Raw genomic sequence first — 23,093 nt, forward strand, 5'->3', positions numbered from 1 at the left:
CGGGGCTTTTGGAACAACGGCCGGGGCGCCAGACGGCGCCCCGGCCGGCCGTGTCATTTCTGTTTTAGAGAGGCTGGGTTCAGGCCATCAGCTGCTCCAGCTGCTCCTGGGCGTAGGCCAGCGCCTCGTCCATGGTCTTGGTGCCCTGGATGATGTTGTCCATCTCGGTGCCCAGGATGTTGGTGAACTCCGTCCACTCCTCGATCACAGGGCGGTACACGCCGGTCTCCAGAGCGCCGCAGACGGTCTGCAGGTGGGGATAGGTCTCCAGCACGGTGGAATCGGTCAGGCAGCTGTACCGGCAGGGCACGCCGTTGTTCTCAATGGAGGCCAGCTGCACCTCGGGGCTCATGACGTACTCCAGCAGCTCCAGGGCCAGGTCCTTGTGGGGGGCGTTGTCGGGGATGCCGATGCACCACACGCCCTGCAGGGCCACGGCGTCCACAGGCGCGGAGTCGTCGGTCAGCTTGGTGGGGATGGTGGTGTAGTTGGCAGGACCGTCAGCAGTGGGGGTGTACCAGCCGGGCCAGATCTGGGCCAGGGCGGTCTCGCCGGAGGTCACGGAAGCCACGATGTCGTCCTTGTCCAGGGTGCTGCCCAGGGCGTACAGGTCCAGGTACTCCTGCATGGCGGCCTTGAACTCGGGAGTGTCAACGGTGGGGTTGTTGTTCTCATCCACGACCCAGCCGCCGTGGACAACCAGGTGGGGCAGGAAGTCGGACAGGATGTTGTCGGCGCTGCCGCCGCGGATCAGGAAACCGTTCTTGTTGGAGTCGGCCGCCTTGGTCTTCTGGGCGATGTCCATCAGATCCGCGAAGGAGTCGATATCCTCGGGGGCGTAGCCGGCGTCCGCCAGCAGCTGCTTGTTGTACATCATGACCGTCACGTTGCCGTAGTAGGGAGCCAGGTAGATGTCCTCGCCCACCTTGCAGATGGTGGTGGTGGCGGGAATGATGTCGTCGTCAAAGCTGTATCCCATCTCGCTGAGGTTGGCCAGTACGCCGTTCTCAGTGAACTCGGCCATCCAGGAGCCGTCCACCATGCACAGGTCGTAGGTGCCAACTTCGTTGACGGCATCCAGGGCGATGCCGGTGTGCAGGTCGTCGAAGGACATGAGCATCACTTCGATGTCCACGTTGTGCTCCGCTTCAAAGGGGGCCAGGCTGGCCTCCAGGGACTCGCCGTAGGCGCCGCCCCGCAGGATCAGGGTCATCTTGGTGGGCTCGCCGGAAGTGCTGCCCTCGCTGCCTTCATCGGCCGTGTCCTCTCCACCGCCGCCGCAGGCCGCCAGAGACAGCGTCATGGCCAGCGCCAGGACCAGGGTAAGCAGTTTTTTCATTTCGTTTCCTCCTACTCTTTTCCGCTTGATGTTGTGTCAGGGATCGGAAGTGCGATGTATTTTGTTACTCTTTGACAGCACCGCTTGACAATCCGGAGATCAAGTAGTTCTGCGCAAAGATCACAAACAGGGTGATGGGGATGACAGACACCACGCCGCCTGCGGCCACCAGGCCAAAGTTGGTCAGGTTGTCCTCCGTGTTCAGCACCGACAGCGCCAGGGGCACGGTGTAGTTGCTGGGGCTGCGGGTAAAGATGACCGTGTAGGTGTACTCATTCCAGGCGTACATGAAGGACAGCATGGCTACCGCGGCGATACCCGGCGCCACCAGGGGCAGGACGATCTTGCGGAAGAGCTGCCACTCTGTGGCGCCGTCCACCTTGGCGCTCTCCTCCACCTCCTCCGGCAGGTCCTGGAAAAAGCTGATGAGGAACCAGATAATCAGCGGCACGTTGATGAGCACGCAGGCCAGCGTCACCGGGATCTTGGTGTTCAACAGGCCGATCTTGCTGAACATGGTGTACAGGGGGATGGTGAAGGCCACCGGAGGCAGCACGCGGACCAGCAGCACCCAATAGGTCATTGGCCGCTTCAGCCCGAAGCGGAATCTCCGCCGGGCCAGGATATAGGCGGCGCAGACTCCCACGATCAGCGACAGCACCAGGGAGCTCAGCGTGGTCTGCAGGCTGTTGATGGCGGCTTGGCCGAAGCCCTTGCTGACAAACAGGCTGATAAAATGCTCAATGGTGAGGGACTGCGGGATCAGGGAGATATGCCCCTGCATCTCCGATGTAGGGCGGATGGCCATGGCCACCAGCCAATAGATGGGAAACAGGGCGATCACCAACAGCAGGGCGCAGCCCAGGACTTTTCCCACTGTCCCGGCTCTTTTTCTCGCTTTCATATCCTCTCCTCCTCGTTTTTGCGCATGGCAAAATTCCCGCCGCGCACCCGCGGCATTCTGTATTTTTCCAAAGTACGGGTCAACTGGAGCCGCGCACCCGCAGCTCTGTGGGCACCACCGTGACCTGGGGGACGTCCGTCTCCCCTGCCAGCAGCGCCTGGAGCCGCGCCACGCTCAACTCCCCCATCCGGCGGCAGTCGATGTGGACGGAGGTGAGCTCCGGCTCCAGCATCCCGCAGGCGGAGCTGTCGTCCAGTCCCGTCACCGCCAGGTCTTCCGGCACCCGCAGGCCCAGGCGGAGGGCGGCCTTCATGGCTCCGGCGGCCATCACGTCGTTTCCGCCGAAGATGGCCGTGGGCCGGTCCTGCCGGGACAGCAGCTCCAGGCAGGCCTCTGCGGCACTCTCCACCGTGGGATCGCACAGCTTGATGTGCCGGGTGTCTGCCGGCAGGCCGTGGGCCTGGGTGACTTCCAGAAAGGCCCGGTACCGCTCTCCCAGTATATAGGGGGAGAAGCGCCCTGCCAGCATGGCGATGTTCCGATGACCCCGGCCGATCAGGTGCTCCAGCGCCTGGCGGACCCCGCCGTATTCGTCCGACACCACGCAGGGAATGTCCAGTCCCTGGATGCGGTTGTTTACCAGTACCACGGCCAGATCCCGGTTCTGGAGCTCTGCGATCATATCCGGTCGGGCATTGCCGCCCAGGATCACACCCTCCACCTGTTTGTTTTTGGAGGTGTTGGAGGCCGTGTCCCAGTCCGCAGCGGTGGAAATGACCAACTCAAAGTCACTTCGGTTCGTCTCCCGCATGATCCCGGTGCAGATGCCGGCGTAGAATTCGTCCAGGATCGTGGCCCCCTCCTTACAGATCAGGAAGGCGATCTTGTCCGTTCGCTGGCGGGCCATGGCCCGGGCGATGGCATTTGGAGAGTAGTGGAGCACTTCCGCTGCTTCAAACACCTTCCGGCGGGTGTCCTCCCGGACCCGCTCCGGATTGGAGAACGCGCGGGACACGGTGGCGATGGAAACTCCGGACAGTCTGGAGACATCATAGATGGTTGGATTCACGGTCACGCCCCTTTTCACGTAAGCGTTTTCATATTTTTCGTAGGAAAATAACAGTTTTTTTGTTGTAAAGCTTCCAGTGTTTTCCTGGATCAAGTCAACTTTAACACTTTTTTGCGGTGGAAGCAAGGGATTCTTTGTATTTAATGTACATTTTACACAGGTGTAGAAAAGCTCTAACATTCCTTGTATAGATCGGCAGAAATGTAACCGCTTCCATTAAAAGCACTTATGACAGATGATACTGCTCCGGGAATGTGAGAGGTGCTTCTCTCCAGGCTTGTCTTTTTCCCGCGCCTATATTATACTGTTCACGGAATTCTCAGGAAAAGAGCTGATGGGATGTACAGAGCCAGGTCCGCCCTCCGCCATGGGCAGATGTCCGAGGCATTTTCCACCATGGTTTTTCTGACCCTGTCCGGCGGGCTGCAGGACGCTTACACCTACTGCGTCCGGGGACAGGTTTTCGCCAATGCCCAGACGGGAAACATCGTTCTTATGAGCCAGCGGGCCTTTGCCGGGGATCTGGCCGGCGTCCTCCGGTATCTGATCCCGCTGCTGGCCTTTGCGCTGGGCGTCTTTGCTGCGGAGATGGTCCGCCGCCGCTGTCAGGAGATTTCCCGGCTCCACTGGCGGCAGATGGTGGTGCTGGCTGAGATCGGCCTGCTGCTGGGCGTGGGATTCCTCCCATCGTCCTGGGATGCGCCGGCCAACGCGCTGGTGTCCTTCACCTGCGCCATGCAGGTCCAGGCGTTCCGCAAGGTCAACGGCAGCGCATACGCCAGTACCATGTGCATCGGCAATCTCCGCAGCGGGGTGGACGCCTTCTGCGCCTACTGGGACACCCGGGACCGGACCGCCCTGCGGAAGGCCGGCCGCTACTTCGCCGTCATCCTCATTTTTGCCCTGGGGGCCGGATTCGGCGGCGTTGCCTCCCAGCTCTGGGGAACAGGGGCCATCTGGGCCAGCTGTCTGCTGCTGGCCGTCAGTTTTCTTCTGATGTTCCGGCAGGAGATCCAGGCGGAAGCGGACTGCTGAGGATGCGGGGAACGGCCTCCATCCGGATTTCACACCAATAATGATATGATGAGGAGAATGAGAACCATGTCTGAAACAGCCAAAATGCTCCATGTGAATCTGGCCCCCGGAGAGGCGGGCCGCTACGCCATCGTCCCCGGGGATCCGGACCGGTGCGAGCTGATCGCCGCCCACCTGGACAACCCCCGCATGGTGACCCGGAAGCGGGAGTTCACCACCTGGGAGGGCACGCTGGATGGAGAGCGGGTCACCGTTACCTCCACCGGTATCGGGGGGCCCTCCACCGCCATCTGCGTGGAGGAGCTCCATAAGTGCGGGGCGGATACCTTCATCCGGGTGGGCACCTGCGCCTCCACCTGCGCCGACGTCCAGTGCGGGGACATCGTGGTGGTCAGCGGCAGTGTCCGCATGGACGGCACCAGCCTCCACTACCTGCCCATGGAGTTCCCTGCCGTCCCCAGCTACCAGCTGCTGAAGGCTCTGGAGGAGAGCTCTGTGTCTCTGGGCTTTCACACCACGGTGGGCGTCAGCATCACCAAGGACTCCTTTTACACGCAGGCGGAGCCGGAGACGAAGCCGGTGTCCGATGATCTGATCCGCCGCTGGCAGAGCTATGTCCGGGGCGGTGCCGTCTGCACCTCCATGGAGGAGTCCATCCTCTTCTCTGTGGGCTCCAGCCTGGGGATCCGCACCGCCTCCATCCTGGTATCAGCCACCAATTTCGACGGGTCCGTCTCCAAGCGCAACAGCGCCGACGTCTATCCCACCGACAGCATCCAGAAGCCCATCCTCTCCGCCATCGAAGCCCTGCGCCGGATCATCCGGCAGGACAAGGGCTGATCTCCCTCCGGATATCAAAACCGCCCCGTGCCGCAGGCACGGGGCGGTCCTTTTATATCACATCTCTCCGCCGTACTCCCGGCGGTATTCCTCCAGCTCTTCCGCGTCCCGGTCATCCAGGGCGTGAAGGCCGCCCCGGCCCTCCATGTGGTGGGTCAGCTCATGGGACAGGGTGGTGTATAGCTCGTCCTCCCATGTTTCCTGGCCCCAGTCCTCCCGCTCTGCAAGGGCGGCAAAGGAGCCGTAGTACAGGTTGATATACTGGCCCAGCAGGTCGTCGCAGTACTCCCCCAGGATATACATCTCGCCCTCCGGGAACTCCGGGTCCGGCTTGGCCTCCTCCAGCAGGTTGATCCCGCCGTTGAGGCCGTCGAACAACGCCGCCGGGAAACTGTCTGCCATGTCGTCCAGCAGGTCGTTCACCCGGTCGATGGTCAGGATCATGGCTGTTTCCCTCCTCACGCCTTGGGCACCTGCTTCATGCTGAGGCCGATGCGCTTTTTCTTCTCGTCCACCTCCAGCACCACCACCTGGACGATGTCTCCCACAGACACCACCTCCGAGGGGTGTTTGATAAACTTCTGGGACACCTGGGAGATGTGGACCAGCCCGTCCTGGTGGACGCCGATGTCCACGAACACGCCGAAGTCGATGACATTCCGCACCGTGCCCGTCAGCACCATGCCGGGCTTCAGGTCCTTCATCTCCAGCACGTCGGTGCGGAGGATGGGCTTGGGCAGCTCGTCCCGGATGTCCCGGCCGGGCTTCATCAGCTCCGCCGCCACGTCCCGCAATGTGGGCACGCCCACGCCGCAGTCCGCCGCCGCCCGGTCCTCGCCGTAGGTCCTGATCTGGGCGTTCAGATCTCCCAGCTTCCCATCCCGCACGTCCGTGAGGGTGTGGCCGGTGAGGGAGAGCAATTTCTCCGCCGCGGCGTAGCTCTCCGGGTGGACGGCGGTGTTGTCCAGCACGGAGCGGCTCTCCGGCACCCGCAGGAAGCCGGCGCACTGCTCAAAGGCCTTGGGCCCCAGCTTGGGCACTTTCAAAATCTGCTTCCGGGAAGTGAAGGGGCCGTTTTCCTCCCGGTAGGCCACCACATTTTTCGCCGTGGTCGCGTTCAGCCCCGCCACACGCTGAAGCAGGGAGGGGGAGGCGGTATTCACGTCCACGCCCACGGCGTTCACACAGTCCTCCACCACACCGTTCAAAGCCTCGTCCAGCCGCTTGGGGGGCATGTCGTGCTGGTACTGTCCCACGCCGATGGCCTTGGGGTCGATCTTCACCAGCTCCGCCAGAGGGTCCTGGAGGCGCCGGGCAATGGACACGGCAGACCGGAGATTCACGTCGTACTGGGGGAACTCCTCCGCCGCCAGGGGGCTGGCGGAGTACACGCTGGCCCCGGCCTCGCTGACGATCATGTAGCTGACATGGGCGCCGGCCTCATTCACCTGCCGGATCAGCTTCACCGCCATCTGCTCCGTCTCCCGGCTGGCTGTGCCATTGCCGATGGCGATGTGCTCCACGCCGTGCTTTCGGATCAGCTTTGCCAGGGCGGCGATAGCCTCGTTCTCCTGCCGCTCGCCGTAGGTGGGGTATACCACGGCGGTGTCCAGCACTTTGCCCGTGCCGTCCACCACCGCCACCTTGCAGCCCATTCGGTACCCCGGGTCCAGGCCCATGGTGACCCTGCCCTTCACCGGGGGCTGCATCAGCAGGGGCTTCAGATTCAGGGCGAACTGGCCGATGGCCCCCTCGTCCGCCCGTTCCGTCAGGTCGGAGCGAGCCTCCCGCTCCAGGGCGGGGAAGATCAGGCGGTCGTATGCGTCCTCCGCCGCGGACTTGATAAATTCCATTGCGGCGCTGCCGGGGACGATCACATGCCGCCGGACGGCCTGGAGGGCCCGGTCCCGGTCCAGCTCCACGCGGACCTTCAGAAAGCCCTCCTTCTCCCCCCGGTTGACGGCTAGGATCTGGTGACCCTGAAGCCGGGAGAGGGCCTGGGAGAAGTCGTAGTACAGCCGGTAGACAGAGTCCTCCTCCACCGCCGCCTGGGAGCAGAGCTTTCCCTCCCGCTCCAGGAGGGTGCGGAGGGTCTTGCGGAGGGCGGCGTCGTCGCTGATGGTCTCGGCGATGATGTCGGAGGCGCCGGAGAGGGCGTCCTCCACCGTCTCCACGCCCTTTTCGGCATCCACATACCGGGCGGCCTCCGCCGTCGGGTCCGGGCAGTCCGGCCCCTGGGCAAACAGCAGCTCCGCCAAAGGCGCCAGGCCCTTTTCCCGGGCAATGGTGGCCCGGGTGCGGCGCTTCTGCTTGTAGGGGCGGTACAGGTCCTCCACCTCCGCCAGCGTCCGGGCGGCGTCGATGGCGGCGGAGAGTTCCTCCGTCAGCTTGCCCTGTTCCTCGATAGACCGCTTCACCGCCTCCCGGCGTTCCGCCAGGTTCCGCAGGTACTGGAGGCGCTCCTCCAGATTCCGCAGGGCGGTGTCGTCCATGGCGCCGTGAAGCTCCTTGCGGTAGCGGGCGATGAAGGGAATGGTGTTGCCCTCGTCCAGAAGGCGGACCACGTTTTCCACATGGCGGGGGTCTTTGTCCAGCTCAGATGCCAGTTGTTGAATGAGATCCTGCATGGGTTATGATTCTTCCTTTTCTACGTGAAATAGGGCGGCAGTCTGCTGCCCGGGAAATTCAGCTATGGGATAACCGGGCAGATACACCCGATACTGGGGGCGGGTGCCGCCGGATGCCGGATAGCGGTGAAGGGATCGCTGTTCTCAAAGAAGGGCTTGCACAACGGGGCGTGTGCGGCCACGTCCCCAAAGGACCGCTTTTGGATGCGCTCCGGTGCAGTGGTTCTCCTCGCCGGCAGGAAGCGGCATATCGGTATCTGCGCCAATCATGTCTGAGGTTCGGGTGCGCTGTTCTTTTTGCGGGGCGTACAGCTGCTGCCCCATGCCGGGAATGCTGGCGGCACAGGTGTGGCTACCGAATTACCTCTTCCTCTGGTCCGCTGCTGGGTATCCTGTCGGGGCAGCCCGTCCGTCTTTATAACCCTGGGGCCGTGCGGCCAACCAGATCATCTAAAGTGACGCCAAAATAGTCTGCCAGGGCAATCAGCCCTTGAAAATCAGGATAGCGCTTCCCCTCTTCATAATAGCGATAGGCCCGCACAGTAATTCCCAAATGGGCTGCCAGATCCTCTTTTGTGGCATTTTTTTCTTTTCGCAATTCCTGCAAACGCTCTGAAAATCTTTCCATATATTCTCCTTGACGGAACTTAAAGTTCCTAGTATAATGGGAACATAAAGTTCTTCGAGGTGCATGATTATGAACGACATCTTGTCTGCCATCTACCGGAATCTTCTGGAGAGCCGATTTTCAGCATCTCTCTCCTGCCCGGATTACCGGCGAGCTATTATACGGGTGGAACAGTGCATGGATGAGCTGCGCCAGGCACTACCTGCCGAAGAGCAGGAGCTGCCGGAGCAGTTCTGGGACGCCTGCTCCGACCTCCATCTCATGGAGCTGGAGGTCATGTTTCAGGTAACATGGACCGCGGCCCGGGAAATCTGATTCCTGTTTTACTTATGATAGAGCTTCTTCGTCTCGTACCGGGCCTCGCAGCTGACGTTGATGCCCAGGCGGCGCAGAAGGTTTTCGTCCACCTCGCTGAGGATCACCGTGAAGTGGGCGTCGCAGCCCCGGAGCTTGGGCAACTGCTGCTGAGCCAGCTCCGCCAGGGGGTTGGTCAGGGCGGAGATGGTGAGCGCCATCAGCACTTCATCCGTGTGGAGCCGGGGATTCCTGTGGCCCAGGTACTGGGTCTTCAGCCGGCACACCGGCTCCAGCACCTGGGCGGAGATCAGCTCGAACTGGTCACCGATGCCGCCCACGGCCTTCAGCGCGTTCAGCAGCAGGGCGGAGGCCGCCCCCAGGGTGTCGGAGGTCTTGCCGGTGACCACCCGGCCGTCTGGCAGCACCATGGCGCCGGCAGGGCCGCCGGTGGTCTCCGCCTTCAGCAGGGCAGCGGACACCGCCGGGCAGATGTCCGGTGTGACGCTCGCCTGTTGCATCACCAGCTCCAGCTTCCGCACCGGCTCGTCCCCGGCTTTGCCCCGCAGCCGCTCCACGCAGGCGGTGTAGTAGCGCCGCAGGATCTCCATGCGGCTGGCGGCGCAGCACACCGCGTCGTCACAGATACAGTTGCCAACCATGTTCACTCCCATGTCCGTGGGGGACTGGTAGGGGGACGTGCCCTGGATCTTCTCAAAGATGGCGTTCAGCACCGGGAAGATCTCCACATCCCGGTTGTAGTTGACGGCAGTCTTGCCATAGGCCTCCAGATGGAAGGGGTCAATCATGTTCACGTCGTTCAGATCCGCCGTGGCCGCCTCGTAGGCCAGATTCACCGGATGCTTGAGGGGCAGGTTCCAGATGGGGAAGGTCTCGAACTTGGCGTAGCCCGCAGCGATGCCCCGCTTGTAGTCGTGGTAGAGCTGGGAGAGGCAGGTGGCCATCTTGCCGCTGCCGGGGCCCGGCGCCGTCACCACCACCAGCGGGTGCGTGGTCTCCACATACTCATTCTTTCCAAGGCCCTCGTCGCTGACAATGTGCTGCACGTCGGAGGGGTAGCCCGCGATGGGGTAGTGGCGGTAGCACCGGATGCCCAGGGTGGTCAACCGCTTCAAAAAGGCGTCCGCCGCCCCCTGGCCGCTGTACCGGCTCATCACCACACCGCCCACATAGAAGCCCATGCCCCGGAAGATGTCGATCAGCCGCAGCACGTCGTCGTCATAGGTGATGCCCAGGTCCCCCCGGACCTTGTTTTTCTCGATGTCTGCGGCGTTGATGGCAATGAGGATCTCCACGTCGTCCTGCAGCTGCTGGAGCATCCGGATCTTGCTGTCCGGCTCGAATCCCGGCAGCACCCGGGAGGCGTGGTAGTCGTCGAACAGCTTGCCGCCGAACTCCAGATACAGCTTGCCGCCGAACTGGGCGATGCGCTTTTTGATCTGCTCGGACTGGGTGGTGAGGTACTTCTGATTGTCAAAACCGATGGCCGGCATACGATCTTCCCCTTTTCTCTCTGGTTGTTCAAAATCCGGTGATAGTATACCACACCCTGTCCCGTTTTGGAAGTGGAGAACCAAGGCTTTTCCGCCGCGCCCTGCATCTTGCAGGCGGCCAGCTCCCATGGTACAATCAGCGGAGAATTTGCAGGGAGGGGATCCAGATGCGCAACACCTTTGACCGCTTCAATGGCCGGCACCAGGACTATCAGGCCGCCAGACCTTCTTATGCCCAGGAATTCCTGGACTGGCTGGGAGAGCTGTACGCGCCGCCGGAGCGCTATACAGCGGCGGACATCGGATCCGGCACCGGCAAGCTCTCCGCCCAGCTGCTGGCAGCGGGCTTCCGCGTCTGCGGCGTGGAGCCGAATCCGGATATGCGGGGGGCGGCGGAGGCGCTTCTGGGCGGCGATCCCCGGTTCTCCTCCTCAAATGGAACGGACCATGATACCGGGCTGCCGGACCGGTCCGTGGACATGGTCGCAGCGGCCCAGGCCTTCCACTGGTTCGACGGTCCTGCCTTTGCGCGGGAGTGCCGCCGGATCCTGCGTCCCGGCGGGCGGGCCGTTCTCGTCTGGAACGTCCGCGGGTCTGCACCGATGAACCAGGCCTTGGCCCAGGTCTTTCGGGAGCACTGTCCGAGCTTTCACGGATTCACCGGCGGGATGGGGGAGGACGACCCCCGCATCCGGGATTTTTTCGGCGGGGCGTATGAAAAGCGGCGGTTCCCCAATCCCCTGACGCTGGACCGGGACCGATTCCTCCGGCGGTGCTTTTCCAGCTCCTATGCCCTGCGGGAGGGAGACGCGGATTACGAAGCCTTTCGGGCGGCGCTGGAGGCGCTGTTCGACACTTTCGCCTCCGGCGGGCAACTGATTCAGCCCAACGAGACTGTGGCCTATGTGGGGATCCCCGCCGCTCCCCAGGGATGAGGCATTTCCAGAATTGAAAGGTCGACCTTATCAGAAAAAATAATGCTTATTATTACAAGTTCAGGCTTTACTTATGGAAAATCAGCCGATATAATAACTAAGGTTGGGCATCTTTGGAGAAAAGGTCGACCTGACCGGAGTGTCTGTAAATCAAAACCGGGAGGTTTTTGGATATGTCAAATTGTGCCATCGTGGGAATCAACTGGGGAGACGAGGGCAAGGGCCGCATGGTAGACCTGGTGACCGCGGACTACGACGTGGTGGTCCGCTATCAGGGCGGCGGCAACGCCGGCCATACCGTGGTGAACGAGTTCGGCAAGTTTGCCCTGCACCTGCTGCCCTCCGGCATCTTCCGCAAGGGTGTGGTGAACATCCTGGGCAACGGCGTGGCTCTGGATTGCGAGAGCCTGTGGACCGAGATGTCCGACGTCATGGACCAGGGCGTGGCCATCACGCCGGAGAACCTGAAAATCAGCGACCGGGCGTCCCTGCTGCTGCCCTGGCACCGGGACCTGGACTCCCTGGAGGAGGCCCGCCTGGCGGACAAGAAGTACGGCTCCACCAAGCAGGGCATCGCCCCGTTCTATTCGGACAAGTACCAGAAGAAGACCATCATGGCCGGCGAGCTGCTGTACCCGGAAAAGCTCTGGGACCATCTGGCGGGCATTCTGGAGTGGAAGAACCTGACGCTGGAGCGGGTCTACGGCGCCAAGCCCTACACCATGGATGACCTGAAGGCATGGGTGACGGAGTTTGGCGAGAAGATCAAGCCCTTCATCTGCGACACCGGCGCCTTCCTGCGCCAGGCCCAGGCCGAGGGCAAGCACATCCTGTTTGAGGCCCAGCTGGGCTCCCTGCGGGATCTGGACTACGGCATTTACCCCTACACCACCTCCTCCAACCCCATTGCGGCGTATGCCCCTGTGGGCTCCGGCCTGCCCACCGCCAAGCTGGACAAGATCATCGGTGTGGTGAAGGCATACTCCTCCTGCGTGGGAGAGGGCCCCTTCACCTGCGAGTGGTTCGGTGAAGAGGCGGAGAAGCTGCGGGAGGCCGGCGGTGAGTACGGCGCCAAGACCGGCCGGCCCCGCCGGGTGGGTCCCATCGACATCGTGGCCACCCGCTATGGCATCCAGTGCCAGGGAGCCACGGACATCGCCCTGACCAAGCTGGATGTGCTCAGCTACATGGATGAGATCCCCATCTGCGCCCGATATGAGCTGAACGGGCAGGAGACCGACGCGTTCCCCTTCCCCGCCGTGCTGCCGGACGCCAAGCCCGTCATGACCGCCATGCTCGGCTGGAAGTGCGACATCTCCGGCGTCCGGAAGTGGGAGGACCTGCCGGAGGCGGCCCGGAACTATGTGGAATACGTGGAGCGGGAGATCGGCTGCCATATCACCTATGTGTCTGTGGGACCGGAAAGAGATTCCATCATCATTCGGTGAGGAGGAAATCCGATGCTGTTTGCCGTATTCGGGTGGATCGCGTTGGCAGGTGCCCTCTGCTGGCCGTTTCTCCTTTACCGGATCATTTCAAAAGCATCGAAGGATCGTTCCGCGGGTGTCGAGTGCTTCCTGTTGGCCCTGTTCAGCCTGGATTTTTGTCTCTGGCTGCTCACAGTCTTTAACACGCTTCCCACTTCATAATGCTTCGCCTCCGGCGAAACAGACTGCACCCTCTGGAGGCACCTGTTGCGGTGCCTCCTAAACTTTGAAACAAAAGAAAGGTGGCCCACTTATGCCCAAAGATCGTTACGAATCCCCTCTGGCGTCCCGATACGCCTCTGATTTTATGCTGTGTCTGTTTTCTCCGGACACGCGTTTCCAGACCTGGCGGCGTCTGTGGGTGGCCCTGGCCCGGGCAGAGCACAATCTGGGCCTGCCCGTCACCGCGGAGCAGGTGGCGGAGCTGGAGGCCCACATCACCGACATCGACTATGAGACGGCTTCGGCGCGGGAGAAGGAGGTCCGTCACGACGTGATGGCCCACGTCTACACCTACGGCAAGGCGGCCCCCTCCGCCGCGGGGATCATCCACCTGGGGGCCACCAGCTGCTATGTCACCGACAACGCGGATCTCATCATCTACCGGGAGGGCCTGCGGTATCTCCGGGGAGAGCTGCTGGCTGTGGTGGCGAACCTCAGTAAATTTGCAGAGCAATACAAGGCCACCCCCACCCTGGGCTATACCCACTATCAGCCCGCCCAGCTGGTGACGGTGGGCAAGCGGGCCACCCTCTGGATGCAGGACCTGCTCTCCGACCTGGAGGAGCTGGACTTCGTCCTGGACCACATGAAGTTCCTGGGCTGCCGGGGCACCACCGGCACAGAGGCCAGCTTTATGGACCTGTTCGATGGAGACGGCGCCAAGATTGACGAGATGAACCGGCAGATCGCCGCAGAATTCGGCTTTGAGCAGTGTTATGCCGTCTGTGGCCAGACCTATCCCAGAAAGGCGGACAGCCGCATCCTGAACTGCCTCTCCGCCATTGCCCAGAGCTGCTACCGCATGGCCAACGACATCCGCCTTCTCCAGCACGACCGGCAGGTGGAGGAGCCCTTTGAGAAGAACCAGATCGGCTCCTCTGCCATGGCCTACAAGCGCAATCCCATGCGGTCCGAGCGGATCTGCTCTCTCAGCCGCTACCTGATGGCGGACGCCATGAACGCCCCCATGACCGCCTCCGTCCAGTGGTTGGAGCGGACCCTGGACGACTCCGCCAACCGCCGCATCTCCATGCCAGAGGGCTTCCTCTGCGCCGACGCCATCCTGCGTCTCAGTCAGAACGTCACCGACGGGCTCCACGTCAACGAGAAGATCGTGGACCGGACCTGCCGGGAGTACCTGCCCTTCATTGCTACGGAGAACCTGATGATGGAGGGCGTCAAGCGGGGCGGCGACCGGCAGGCGCTCCACGAGATCATCCGCACCTGCTCCATGGCCGCCACCGCCCGGATGAAGGAGGGGGAGCCCTGCGACCTGCTCTCCCGCCTGGCGGCGGAGCCTGCCTTCGGCATGACCGAGGCGGAGATGGAGGCCGTGCTGGACCCGAAGCTGTACATCGGCCGCTGTCCGGAGCAGGTGGACGCCTTCCTGGCCCAGGTGAGGCCCCTGCTCTCCGGCGCCAGCCGGGAAGTCCCGGAGATCAGTCTCTGACCGTTTCATACCGTCCGGGCGCCCTGCCCGCCGTGCCTGCGGCGGGAGGGGCGCCGGAACGCTTTTCAGGCGGAACCCCTTCGGCTGTCCCGGAGCGGAGGAGCCGGGAAGGCTGCCGGAAATGGAATGCCGATTTTGTGGGTTTTGACGTTGACAGTGCGCTGCTGGCGGTGATACACTGCTACCATCGCTTTCGAGATCGAGGCCAAATCCAACCATCAGAAGGCATTGATGGAGAAAAGGATCGTGGAAATTCCGGTTCAGTGAGCGGGGGCAGTGGGAAGCCCGTACAAAGAGTCCGCGGGAAGAAGACTCTGCAGCTGCATTCCGAACGCGGATCTCCGCTAGTAAGTGCGACGAGTTGTGATCGTTATCTCACACGGGCTTGTTGGAGCTTTGAAAGGGATCCCATCATGGGAGCAAATTAGGTGGTACCGCGGATCGCAGCTATTCATCCTAAGATTTTAGGAGAAAGCTGCGTTCTTTGTTATACGCTCCATAGCAAAGAGTGCTCTGCGCCAGTACCCTGCCCTTTGGGCAGTCGGCGGCTGATGCGCAAATTCATCCGGGAGGCGCTTCTGCCCATGTGCGGGGCCATGGTTTTTTCAAAAGATCTGTACCAAGGAAGAGCTGCTGCCCCTCTTCGGCCGGACGTATTTTGACTTTGAGACGCTGCGGAGGAAGGGCGGCCGTCGTCCGCCCTTTACCAAGGTGAGCCTGCTGGACCGGGAGATCTTCGGGCAACACCATTCCGGCCGGAACTGGATGCTTCGGGACTTCCGGATGCCCAACCGGTCCTGGGGGATGCGACGCGGACGGCCTCTGTGCCCGGGGCCCCTCCGATGACGGCGAGAGCGGCAAATGAGGCGGAAAATCCGCATTTCCTGTTGAGTTTTCCATATCTGATGTGATACGATACATTTTATAAATACAGGAGGATGAAACGCATGAGTACCACCACGAAACTCTCCGATCTGTTCGGCAGCATGGTCTTCAATGAGGACACCATGAAGGAGCGCCTGTCCTCTGCGTCCTATGAGGCGTGGAAGAAGTGCGTTACAGACGGAACGTCTTTGGATATCTCCACCGCCAATGAGATCGCCCAGGCCATGAAGCAGTGGGCCGTGGAAAAGGGCGCCACCCACTACACCCACTGGTTCCAGCCCATGACCGGCGTCACGGCGGAGAAGCACGACAGCTTCATTGCCCCTGCCGGCGGCGGCAAGATCCTCATGGAATTCTCCGGAAAAGAGCTGGTCCGGGGTGAGCCGGATGCCTCCTCCTTCCCCTCCGGCGGTCTGCGGGCCACCTTTGAGGCCCGGGGCTACACCGCCTGGGATCCCACCTCGTTTGCCTTCATCAAGGAGGGCAGCCTCTGCATCCCCACCATCTTCTGCTCCTACTCCGGCGAGGCCCTGGACAAGAAGACGCCTCTTCTGCGGTCCATGGACGAGATCAGCCGCCAGGCGGTGCGAATCCTGCGCCTGTTCGGGGACACGACGACCAAACGGGTGGTGGTTCAGGTGGGGCCGGAGCAGGAGTACTTCCTGGTGGACAAGGCCCAGTACGCCCAGCGGGAGGACCTGCGGATGTGCGGCCGGACCCTGTTCGGCGCAAAGCCCCCCAAGGGACAGGAGCTGGACGACCACTACTATGGCGCCATCCGGCCCCGGGTCGCCGCCTATATGAAGGATCTGGATGAGGAGCTGTGGAAGCTGGGCGTGCTCAGCAAAACCAAGCACAACGAGGTGGCCCCCTCCCAGCATGAGATGGCCCCGATCTACACCAACGCCAACGCCGCCTGCGACCAGAACCAGCTGGTGATGGAGATGATGAAGAAGGTGGCCGACCGCCACGGACTGGTGTGCCTGCTCCATGAGAAGCCCTTCGCGGGCGTCAACGGCTCCGGCAAGCACGACAACTGGTCCCTCTCCACCGACACGGGCAAAAATCTGTTCAAGCCCGGCTCCACCCCCCGGCAGAACGCCCAGTTCCTGCTGTTTTTGGCGGCCTTCATCAAGGGTGTGGACGACTATCAGGAGTTCCTGCGGGCCACGGTGGCCTTCCCCGGCAACGACCACCGGCTGGGCGCCCAGGAGGCACCGCCCGCCGTGCTCTCCATCTTCCTGGGAGACGAGCTCTCCGCTGTGGTGGACTCCATCATCAACGACACGGACTTCCAGAGCACCGGCAAGCGGACGCTGGAGATCGGCGTGGACGCCCTGCCTGCCATCCGCCAGGACAACACGGATCGGAACCGCACCTCCCCCATGGCCTTTACCGGCAACAAGTTCGAGTTCCGGATGCTGGGCGCATCCCAGTCCATCTCCGGCCCCAATATCGCCCTGAACACCATCATGGCCGAGGAGCTGAAACAGTTCGCGGACGAGCTGGAGGCATCCCGGGACTTCCAGGCGGACCTGCCCAAGCTGATCCGCCGGGTATTCACCGAGCATCAGCGGATCATCTTCAACGGCAACGGCTATGACGAGGCCTGGCTGGAGGAGGCCAAAAAGCGCGGCCTTTCCAACCTGACCTCCACCGCTGACGCTCTGCCCATGTACACCGCTCCCAAAAACGTGGATCTGTTTGTCAAGCACGGCATCTACACCAAGGAGGAAATCGAGGCCCGGGCGGAGATCCACATTGAGAACTACACCACGGTCCTGACCATTGAGGCCAAGACTATGGCGGACATGATCCGCCACCAGATCCTGCCTGCGGTGTCCGACTACGCCGACCAGCTGTGCCAGCGGGCCTATCACAAGGACGCCATGGGTGTGCCCCACCAGTATGAGACTTCCACAGCCATGCAGATCGGCACCCTGACGGACGCCCTGCAGGCGGACTGCGCCAAGCTGGAGGCGGATCTGGCCGCTATCCCCGTGGGCTCTATCAAGGCCATGAACTACTGCCATGAGGTGCTGATCCCCGACATGGCAGAGGCCCGGAAGGCCGCCGACCAGCTGGAGACGCTGACTGCCTCCAAGTCCTGGCCTTTCCCGGTATACAGCGACCTGCTGTTCTACGTATAAAGTGCGCAAGAGGGCCCCGGCCATCGGCCGGGGCCCTCTTGGATTCATCTGTTACACCAGCACGTCGAAGAACAGCGCCAAAATAGTGGTGGCGAGGCCGCAGAGGCCGATGGCAAGGCCGCTCATGGCCCCCTCCGTCTCCCCCAGCTCCAGGGCGCGGGCGGTGCCCATGGCGTGGCTGCAGGCGCCGATGGCCAGCCCTGCCGCCACCGGATCCTTCACCCGGAAGAGGCGTGCCAGCGCGGGGGCGCACAGGTTGCCCAGGATGCCGGTGAAGATCACCGCCGCCACGGTGATGGAGACAATGCCGCCCTGCCCCTCCGCAATGGCGGTGGCGATGGGTGTGGTGACGGACTTGGGCAGGAGGGAGACGGTCAGTGTCCGGTCCAGGCCGAACAGGCGGCACAGGCCCCAGATGCTGAGGACCGAAGTCACCGCCCCGGCCGCGCATCCCGCCAGGATGGGCAGCAGGTTCTTTTTCAGCAGGTCGATCTGGGCGTAGATGGTTACTGCCAGGCAGACCGTGGCCGGCCCCAGAAAGAGGTTGATGAGGCTGCCGCCGGCGTTGTACGCTGCATAGGGAATGTCAAACACCGCCAGCACCGCGATAATCATCATCACCGCCAGCACCAGGCCGTTGCAGATCACAAGCCCGGTCCGCTTCTGGATTTTGCAGCCTGCCCAGTAAGCCAGGATCGTCAGCGTCACCCCGAAAAAGGGGGACTCCCACAGCGCGCTCATCTCCGCTTCCCCCTCTCCAGCAGGCGGCAGGTGAGCCGCACCGCTCCCACTGTAGCGGCAAAGGTGGCAATCAGCGAGACCGCGCAGACGACCACCAGGGCAAGCAGGTTCTCCCGTAACACATCTGCATAGTTGATGATGCTGACACTGGCCGGGATGAAGAAGAAGGGGAGATTCCCCAGCAGGTAGTCCGACTTCTCCCGGATGTGTTCTGTCTTGATGACGCGTGCCAGCAGCAGCGCCAGAAGCAGCAGCATCCCGATGATGCTGGCAGGCAGGGTGAAGGGCAACACCCGCTCAATACAGGTGCTGATCCAGCAGATGCCGAAGATGATGCCGATCTGCGTTAGAAGTTTCAAAGTGAACCGCCTCTCCCGGCGGTCCCCCGCCGCGTTACTCTGCGCCGTATTCACACAAGGGCGCGGATTCTTTTCAACTTTTTTATTCTACGGAGACGGCCGGGGAATGTCAAATCCTTCCGGCTCCTTTTTCTGCCGCCGCCGCAAAATTCGGCAAAACAGTACAAGGCCCCGCCGGGAAAGAGCGGGACCTTGTCCAGGTCATCCAAGCATCCGCAGGAGGCCGGGGGACTCAGAGGGGCATTTGCCGCTCCAGCTCCCGGCGGAAGTCCGGGTGGGCGATGGCAATCAGCGCCCGGGCCCGCTCCACGGTGCTCTTGTATTTCAGATCCGCCACGCCGAACTCCGTCACCACATACTGGACGCAGGTGCGGGGGGTGGTCACCACGCTGCCGGGGGCCAGCTGCGGCACGATTTTGGAGTGGAGGACCCCCGCCTTGTCCCGGTAGCTGGACCGGAGGGCCAGGATGCTCTTTCCGCCCTTGGACCACTGGGAGCCTACCACCCACTCCAGCTGTCCGCCGGTGCCGGAGTACTGCCGGGGGCCGATACTCTCGGCATTCACCTGGCCGGTGAGGTCGATCTCCATGGCGTTGTTGATGGAGACCACATGGTCGTTCCGGGCGATGTTCCGGGCATCGTTCACCCAGTCGATCTCCTTCTGGCAGAAGGCGGGATTCTCATGGGCGAAGGCCCACAGCTCCGGCCCGCCCACCATGTTGGCGTATACGCTCCGCCCCGGGCAGGTCTGTTTGCGGCTGTTGTTCACCACGCCCCGGCGCATCAGCTCCATGACGCCGGTGCTCAGGATCTCTGTGTGGACGCCCAGATCCCGCTTTCCCGCATGGGCCAGACACTCGCCCACAGTATTGGCCAGCCCTCCCAGTCCCAGCTGGATGCAGGCGCCGTCTGGCACCAGATCCGCGATGTAGCCCGCGATGCGGCTGTCCGTCTCGTTTCCCGCCGCGATGGGCGTCTCTACCAGAGGACGGCTGGATTCGATGATCCCGTCCACCTCTGATACATGGATGCGGGTGTGGGCCTCCCCATCACTGGGAATATTGGGCATTCGGGGGTTCACCTCCGCCAGCACCAGCTCGCACTGCTCCAGCACCTTCCGGCTCAGGGCCGTGCCCCACAGGGAGCGGCTCATCCACCCGTTCTCATCCGGGAGCGAGCAGGTCAGCGCCGCCACCCGGGGGCGCCGGGCCAGGAGCCACGCGGGCGTCTGACTCAGGTTGGAGGGGGCGTAATGGACGTTGCCCATGGGCTCCAGGCCCCGCTCCACGCCGTAAAAGTTGGAGTCATAAGTCACCTGTCCGGCCAGCTCCGGCGTCAGCAGCCGGGTCCCGGCGGGGATGAAGTGCCCGTAGATGGCGATATGGCCGCCGGTCTCCAGCAGGCGCTCCGCCAGCGCCCCGTCCAGCTCCCAGGGCCAGTTGGACATGGCGGCGAAGGCCGCCGTGTCCCCGTCCCGGATCAGCTCCGCCGCCTCCCGGGCGGTCATCTGCAGGGCCTGATACTGGGTCTGCCAGTTGCCCGCTCCCGCGCAGCGTCCCCGGCGGATGGGTGTCAGTTCTGTCATCGTCATTCTCCTTTGCCGCGCCCCTCTGCGGGGCGGTGTCTCCGGCGGTTTGTACAGCCCGCCGTGGGGGCCGCGGCCGCCGGTTCCCTTTCCCGTCTATTGTACCGCACATTCCGCTTCCGCACAATCCTCTTTTCCGCGGACGAGTTAATAGAAATTTTGTTTTTTTCTGCTTGCGCCCGGCCGCTTCGCCGTGCTATACTGGCGTTGTTCTTGATTTTTTCCATGGAGGTGCATCTTGCAGAAACGCAGTCACAAACTGCTGGCCGCCACCCTGCTGGAGAATACCCAGGGATTTCAGGCCAGACGATTCGAGCTCGCCTTCCTGTTCGGCTCCTTTCAGCCGGACTGCAACCCCCTGACCTATTTGAAGGGCTCCCTGCGGGCCTATAAGTTCCGGGGGCATAACTACTCCAACTCCCAGCACTACATCTACTCCCGCATCTCCCGGCTCCAGCGCCGCCAGCGCTGGACCATCTGGCAGTATTACACCCTGGGCAAACTGACCCACTATCTGGCGGATGCGTTCACCTATCCCCATAACGAGAATTATCCCGACAGTATGCTCTGCCACCACCAGTATGAGACGGACCTGCGGGCCTATCTGGAGGAGTATCTGGCCACCCGCGCCCTTCGTCGGGAGAAGTTCCGTCAGGACGTGGCGGACGCCCTTCAGGAGCTGCACCGGCAGTACATGGCCGGCGTGGCCGATATGCGCAAGGATGTGCAGTTCATCCTGAAGGCCACCTCCCTGCTGATGGCCGGCTGCCTGCCTGCCAGCGCCGCAGCGGCTGTCTGAACCCTGTTTTGGGAAAAGCGCACAGCAGCGGTTTCCCTTTCGGCGCATTCTTTGGAATCATTGTCAATTTCCATTTGCTTTTTCTGGTGTTATCCTGAAACTATCAAAGGACTCGGAAAGGAACCCAGTCATGACCAACATCACCCGTTCTGCCGAATACCGTTACTTTAGCTTTACCTATTTTTATGGTAAGGCTTATTTCGGTTTGGCTGAAAATGTGTGTGATCGTGTCTGACGCCAGGAAAAGGCTATCAGTGCATGACGACCCGCAGCCGAACCGGCTGCGGGTCTTTTTTGTACCAGCCCCATCATTTTTAGGAGGAATACAGTATGATCGTCGTTCTGAAACAAAACCCCAACCGGCACCAGCTGGAGAGCCTGATCGCCTGGCTCCAGGAAAAGGGGATCATCATCCACACCAGCATCGGCGAGGCCCACACCATCTTAGGACTGGTGGGTGATACCAGCCAGCTGGACATCGACCTGATTGCCGCCCTGGACATCGTGGAGGATGTGAAACGGGTCCAGGAGCCCTACAAGAATGCCAACCGGAAGTTCCACCCGGAGGACACGGTGGTGCAGGTGGGCAACACCCAGATCGGCGGCGGCAATCTGACCCTGATGGCGGGTCCCTGCTCTGTGGAGAGCGAGGAGCAGGTGGTGGCCATTGCCAAAGCGGTGAAGGCCAGCGGCGCCACCATGCTGCGGGGGGGCGCCTTCAAGCCCCGGACCTCCCCCTACTCCTTCCAGGGCCTGGGGGCCACGGGTTTGGAGTACCTGAAGGTGGCCCGGCAGGAGACCGGCCTCCCCATCGTGACGGAGCTGATGGACCTGAGCCAGCTGCCCCTCTTCAAGGATGTGGACGTGATCCAGATCGGCGCCCGGAACATGCAGAACTTCGACCTACTCAAGGCCGTAGGCCATCAGGACAAACCCGTCATGATCAAACGGGGCATGTCCGCCACCTACGAGGAGTGGCTGATGAGCGCCGAGTACGTCATGGCCGGCGGCAATGAGAATGTGATCCTCTGCGAGCGAGGTATCCGCACCTTTGAGAGCTACACCCGCAACACCCTGGATCTGGCCTGCATCCCCGTGCTGCGGAAGCTGACCCACCTGCCCATCATCATCGATCCCAGCCATGCCACCGGCAAGAGCTGGCTGGTAGATCCCCTGGCCATGGGCGCCGTGGCTACCGGTGCCGACGGATTGCTGATCGAGGTCCACAACGACCCGGCCCATGCCCTGTGCGATGGCCCCCAGTCCCTGAAGCCGGAGGTGTTCGACGGCCTGGCGAAGAAGCTGCTGAAGCTCCATGACTTTATGAAGACGGTGGAGGAGTAAGACATGAATGTTGCCATCGTCGGCCTGGGCCTCATCGGCGGGTCCATGGCCAAGAGCATCAAGAACCGCACCAGCCACACCGTCTGGGGCATAGACCTGAACGCGGAGACCATGACCATGGCCCGGATGTGCGGCGCCATCGACGCCCCCCTGACGGAGGAGAACCTGCCCCAGGCGGATCTGATCCTGGTGGCGATCCGGCCCGGCGCCGCCATCGAGTGGGTCCGGCAGCACGCGCCGCAGATCGCCAAGTCCGCCATTCTGGTGGACCTGTGCGGCGTGAAGCGGACCGTGGTGGCGGCCATCGCCCCCATCGCAGAGGAACGCGGCTTCTCCTATATCGGCGGCCACCCCATGGCCGGTAAGGAGCGGGGCGGCTTCACCGCCTCCGCAGAGGACCTGTACGTGGGAGCATCTATGATCCTGACGCCGGACAAGCGGACGGACATGCGGCTGCTGGAGACGCTGAAGGCCTTCTTTCTGGACCTGGGCTTTGCGGGCCTCACCTTCTCAACGCCGGAGGAGCACGACCGCATCATCGCCTTTACTTCCCAGCTGGCCCATATCGTCTCCAGCGCCTATGTGAAGTCGCCGGAGGCCCAGAAGCGCCGAGGCTTTTCCGCCGGCAGCTTTCAGGATATGACCCGGGTGGCCCGTCTGGATGAGGACATGTGGACAGAGCTGTTTCTGGACGATGAGGACTTCCTCACCGCCGAGCTGGAAGAGCTGATCGGCCACCTGACGGACTACCGCAACGCCTTGCGGGCCAAGGATACTCAGCGGCTGCACGATTTGCTGAAGGAGGGCCGGGAGCTGAAGGCCACCGCCGGCGGCAACTGACCTATTTCCGGCGCCGCTGCGCGACATGATTCTATAAAAGGAGTTT

The 23,093-nt window shown here is 62.4% G+C and carries 21 protein-coding genes; 11 read left to right on the forward strand and 10 right to left on the reverse strand.

Annotated features, from left to right (window positions below; genetic code table 11):
* Nucleotides 1–79 precede the first annotated feature (79 nt).
* From DN611_RS00400 to DN611_RS00410, 3 genes are all read right to left on the reverse strand, one after another.
* On the reverse strand, nucleotides 80–1,339 hold the full coding sequence (locus DN611_RS00400; protein WP_021750985.1) for an extracellular solute-binding protein: 1,260 nt from the start codon (nucleotides 1,337–1,339) through the stop codon (nucleotides 80–82).
* 64 nt (nucleotides 1,340–1,403) lie between these two features.
* Entirely contained in the window at nucleotides 1,404–2,243 is an 840-nt protein-coding gene (locus tag DN611_RS00405) for a carbohydrate ABC transporter permease (protein WP_119310392.1), read from the reverse strand.
* 79 nt (nucleotides 2,244–2,322) lie between these two features.
* Nucleotides 2,323–3,312, reverse strand: coding sequence for a LacI family DNA-binding transcriptional regulator (locus DN611_RS00410; protein ID WP_036628089.1), 990 nt, complete (start codon nucleotides 3,310–3,312; stop codon nucleotides 2,323–2,325).
* A 339-nt stretch (nucleotides 3,313–3,651) separates the two neighbouring features.
* On the opposite strand from DN611_RS00410, the gene DN611_RS00415 reads away from it, so the two are divergent.
* Both DN611_RS00415 and DN611_RS00420 read left to right on the forward strand, forming a co-directional pair.
* On the forward strand, nucleotides 3,652–4,347 hold the full coding sequence (locus tag DN611_RS00415; protein ID WP_021750982.1) for a YoaK family protein: 696 nt from the start codon (nucleotides 3,652–3,654) through the stop codon (nucleotides 4,345–4,347).
* Between the two features lie 66 nt (nucleotides 4,348–4,413).
* Nucleotides 4,414–5,187 carry a nucleoside phosphorylase gene (locus DN611_RS00420; protein WP_119310394.1) on the forward strand — a complete coding sequence of 258 codons (774 nt, stop codon included), beginning with the start codon at nucleotides 4,414–4,416 and terminating at the stop codon, nucleotides 5,185–5,187.
* A 57-nt stretch (nucleotides 5,188–5,244) separates the two neighbouring features.
* Here DN611_RS00420 and DN611_RS00425 read toward each other — a convergent pair whose 3' ends face one another.
* The 3 genes from DN611_RS00425 to DN611_RS00435 form a co-directional block, all read right to left on the reverse strand.
* The gene (locus DN611_RS00425; protein ID WP_119310395.1) at nucleotides 5,245–5,631 is read right to left on the reverse strand and encodes a metallopeptidase family protein; all 387 of its coding nucleotides are present in this window, start codon (nucleotides 5,629–5,631) and stop codon (nucleotides 5,245–5,247) included.
* A 14-nt stretch (nucleotides 5,632–5,645) separates the two neighbouring features.
* Complete coding sequence (locus DN611_RS00430) at nucleotides 5,646–7,814, reverse strand: Tex family protein (protein WP_119310396.1); 2,169 nt, start codon at nucleotides 7,812–7,814, stop codon at nucleotides 5,646–5,648.
* Nucleotides 7,815–8,229: 415 nt separating this feature from the next.
* Nucleotides 8,230–8,442, reverse strand: a complete 213-nt coding sequence (locus DN611_RS00435) for a helix-turn-helix domain-containing protein (protein ID WP_119310397.1) — start codon at nucleotides 8,440–8,442, stop codon at nucleotides 8,230–8,232.
* Nucleotides 8,443–8,511: 69 nt separating this feature from the next.
* Between DN611_RS00435 and DN611_RS00440 the strand changes: the two genes are divergently transcribed.
* Nucleotides 8,512–8,757: a DUF6809 family protein gene (locus DN611_RS00440; protein WP_119310398.1), complete on the forward strand. Its 246-nt coding sequence runs from the start codon at nucleotides 8,512–8,514 to the stop codon at nucleotides 8,755–8,757.
* An 8-nt stretch (nucleotides 8,758–8,765) separates the two neighbouring features.
* Here DN611_RS00440 and DN611_RS00445 read toward each other — a convergent pair whose 3' ends face one another.
* A complete protein-coding gene (locus DN611_RS00445; protein ID WP_119310399.1) occupies nucleotides 8,766–10,250 on the reverse strand; it encodes a DUF1846 domain-containing protein in 1,485 nt (494 codons plus the stop codon).
* A 167-nt stretch (nucleotides 10,251–10,417) separates the two neighbouring features.
* Here DN611_RS00445 and DN611_RS00450 point away from each other — a divergent pair, with 167 nt between their 5' ends.
* The 5 genes from DN611_RS00450 to DN611_RS00470 all read left to right on the forward strand — a co-directional run bounded on the left by DN611_RS00450 (nucleotide 10,418) and on the right by DN611_RS00470 (nucleotide 17,379).
* The gene (locus tag DN611_RS00450; protein WP_119310400.1) at nucleotides 10,418–11,185 is read left to right on the forward strand and encodes a class I SAM-dependent methyltransferase; all 768 of its coding nucleotides are present in this window, start codon (nucleotides 10,418–10,420) and stop codon (nucleotides 11,183–11,185) included.
* A gap of 173 nt (nucleotides 11,186–11,358) precedes the next feature.
* Entirely contained in the window at nucleotides 11,359–12,633 is a 1,275-nt protein-coding gene (locus tag DN611_RS00455; protein WP_119310401.1) for an adenylosuccinate synthase, read from the forward strand.
* Nucleotides 12,634–12,645: 12 nt separating this feature from the next.
* Complete coding sequence (locus DN611_RS00460; RefSeq protein WP_021750974.1) at nucleotides 12,646–12,834, forward strand: hypothetical protein; 189 nt, start codon at nucleotides 12,646–12,648, stop codon at nucleotides 12,832–12,834.
* 91 nt (nucleotides 12,835–12,925) lie between these two features.
* The gene (gene purB / locus DN611_RS00465) at nucleotides 12,926–14,344 is read left to right on the forward strand and encodes an adenylosuccinate lyase (RefSeq protein ID WP_119310402.1); all 1,419 of its coding nucleotides are present in this window, start codon (nucleotides 12,926–12,928) and stop codon (nucleotides 14,342–14,344) included.
* A gap of 947 nt (nucleotides 14,345–15,291) precedes the next feature.
* Nucleotides 15,292–17,379, forward strand: a complete 2,088-nt coding sequence (locus tag DN611_RS00470) for a glutamine synthetase III family protein (RefSeq protein WP_119310403.1) — start codon at nucleotides 15,292–15,294, stop codon at nucleotides 17,377–17,379.
* A 51-nt stretch (nucleotides 17,380–17,430) separates the two neighbouring features.
* On the opposite strand, the gene DN611_RS00475 is transcribed toward DN611_RS00470, so the two are convergent.
* The 3 genes from DN611_RS00475 to DN611_RS00485 all read right to left on the reverse strand — a co-directional run bounded on the left by DN611_RS00475 (nucleotide 17,431) and on the right by DN611_RS00485 (nucleotide 20,064).
* Nucleotides 17,431–18,120 carry an LrgB family protein gene (locus tag DN611_RS00475; protein WP_021747996.1) on the reverse strand — a complete coding sequence of 230 codons (690 nt, stop codon included), beginning with the start codon at nucleotides 18,118–18,120 and terminating at the stop codon, nucleotides 17,431–17,433.
* Nucleotides 18,117–18,479, reverse strand: a complete 363-nt coding sequence (locus tag DN611_RS00480; RefSeq protein ID WP_119310404.1) for a CidA/LrgA family protein — start codon at nucleotides 18,477–18,479, stop codon at nucleotides 18,117–18,119. The genes DN611_RS00475 and DN611_RS00480 overlap by 4 nt, the downstream gene beginning before the upstream one ends.
* A 232-nt stretch (nucleotides 18,480–18,711) precedes the next feature.
* Nucleotides 18,712–20,064 carry an acetyl-CoA hydrolase/transferase family protein gene (locus DN611_RS00485; protein WP_051320017.1) on the reverse strand — a complete coding sequence of 451 codons (1,353 nt, stop codon included), beginning with the start codon at nucleotides 20,062–20,064 and terminating at the stop codon, nucleotides 18,712–18,714.
* A gap of 238 nt (nucleotides 20,065–20,302) precedes the next feature.
* On the opposite strand from DN611_RS00485, the gene DN611_RS00490 reads away from it, so the two are divergent.
* The 3 genes from DN611_RS00490 (at nucleotide 20,303) to DN611_RS00500 (ending at nucleotide 23,047) form a co-directional block, all read left to right on the forward strand.
* Entirely contained in the window at nucleotides 20,303–20,863 is a 561-nt protein-coding gene (locus DN611_RS00490; RefSeq protein ID WP_021747999.1) for a zinc dependent phospholipase C family protein, read from the forward strand.
* A 330-nt stretch (nucleotides 20,864–21,193) separates the two neighbouring features.
* A complete protein-coding gene (gene aroF, locus DN611_RS00495; RefSeq protein ID WP_119310405.1) occupies nucleotides 21,194–22,207 on the forward strand; it encodes a 3-deoxy-7-phosphoheptulonate synthase in 1,014 nt (337 codons plus the stop codon).
* 3 nt (nucleotides 22,208–22,210) lie between these two features.
* Nucleotides 22,211–23,047, forward strand: a complete 837-nt coding sequence (locus DN611_RS00500) for a prephenate dehydrogenase (RefSeq protein WP_021748001.1) — start codon at nucleotides 22,211–22,213, stop codon at nucleotides 23,045–23,047.
* The last annotated feature ends 46 nt before the right edge of the window (nucleotides 23,048–23,093 follow it).

This window comes from Oscillibacter sp. PEA192, from assembly GCF_003574015.1.
GTDB classification, from domain to species: domain Bacteria; phylum Bacillota; class Clostridia; order Oscillospirales; family Oscillospiraceae; genus Oscillibacter; species Oscillibacter welbionis.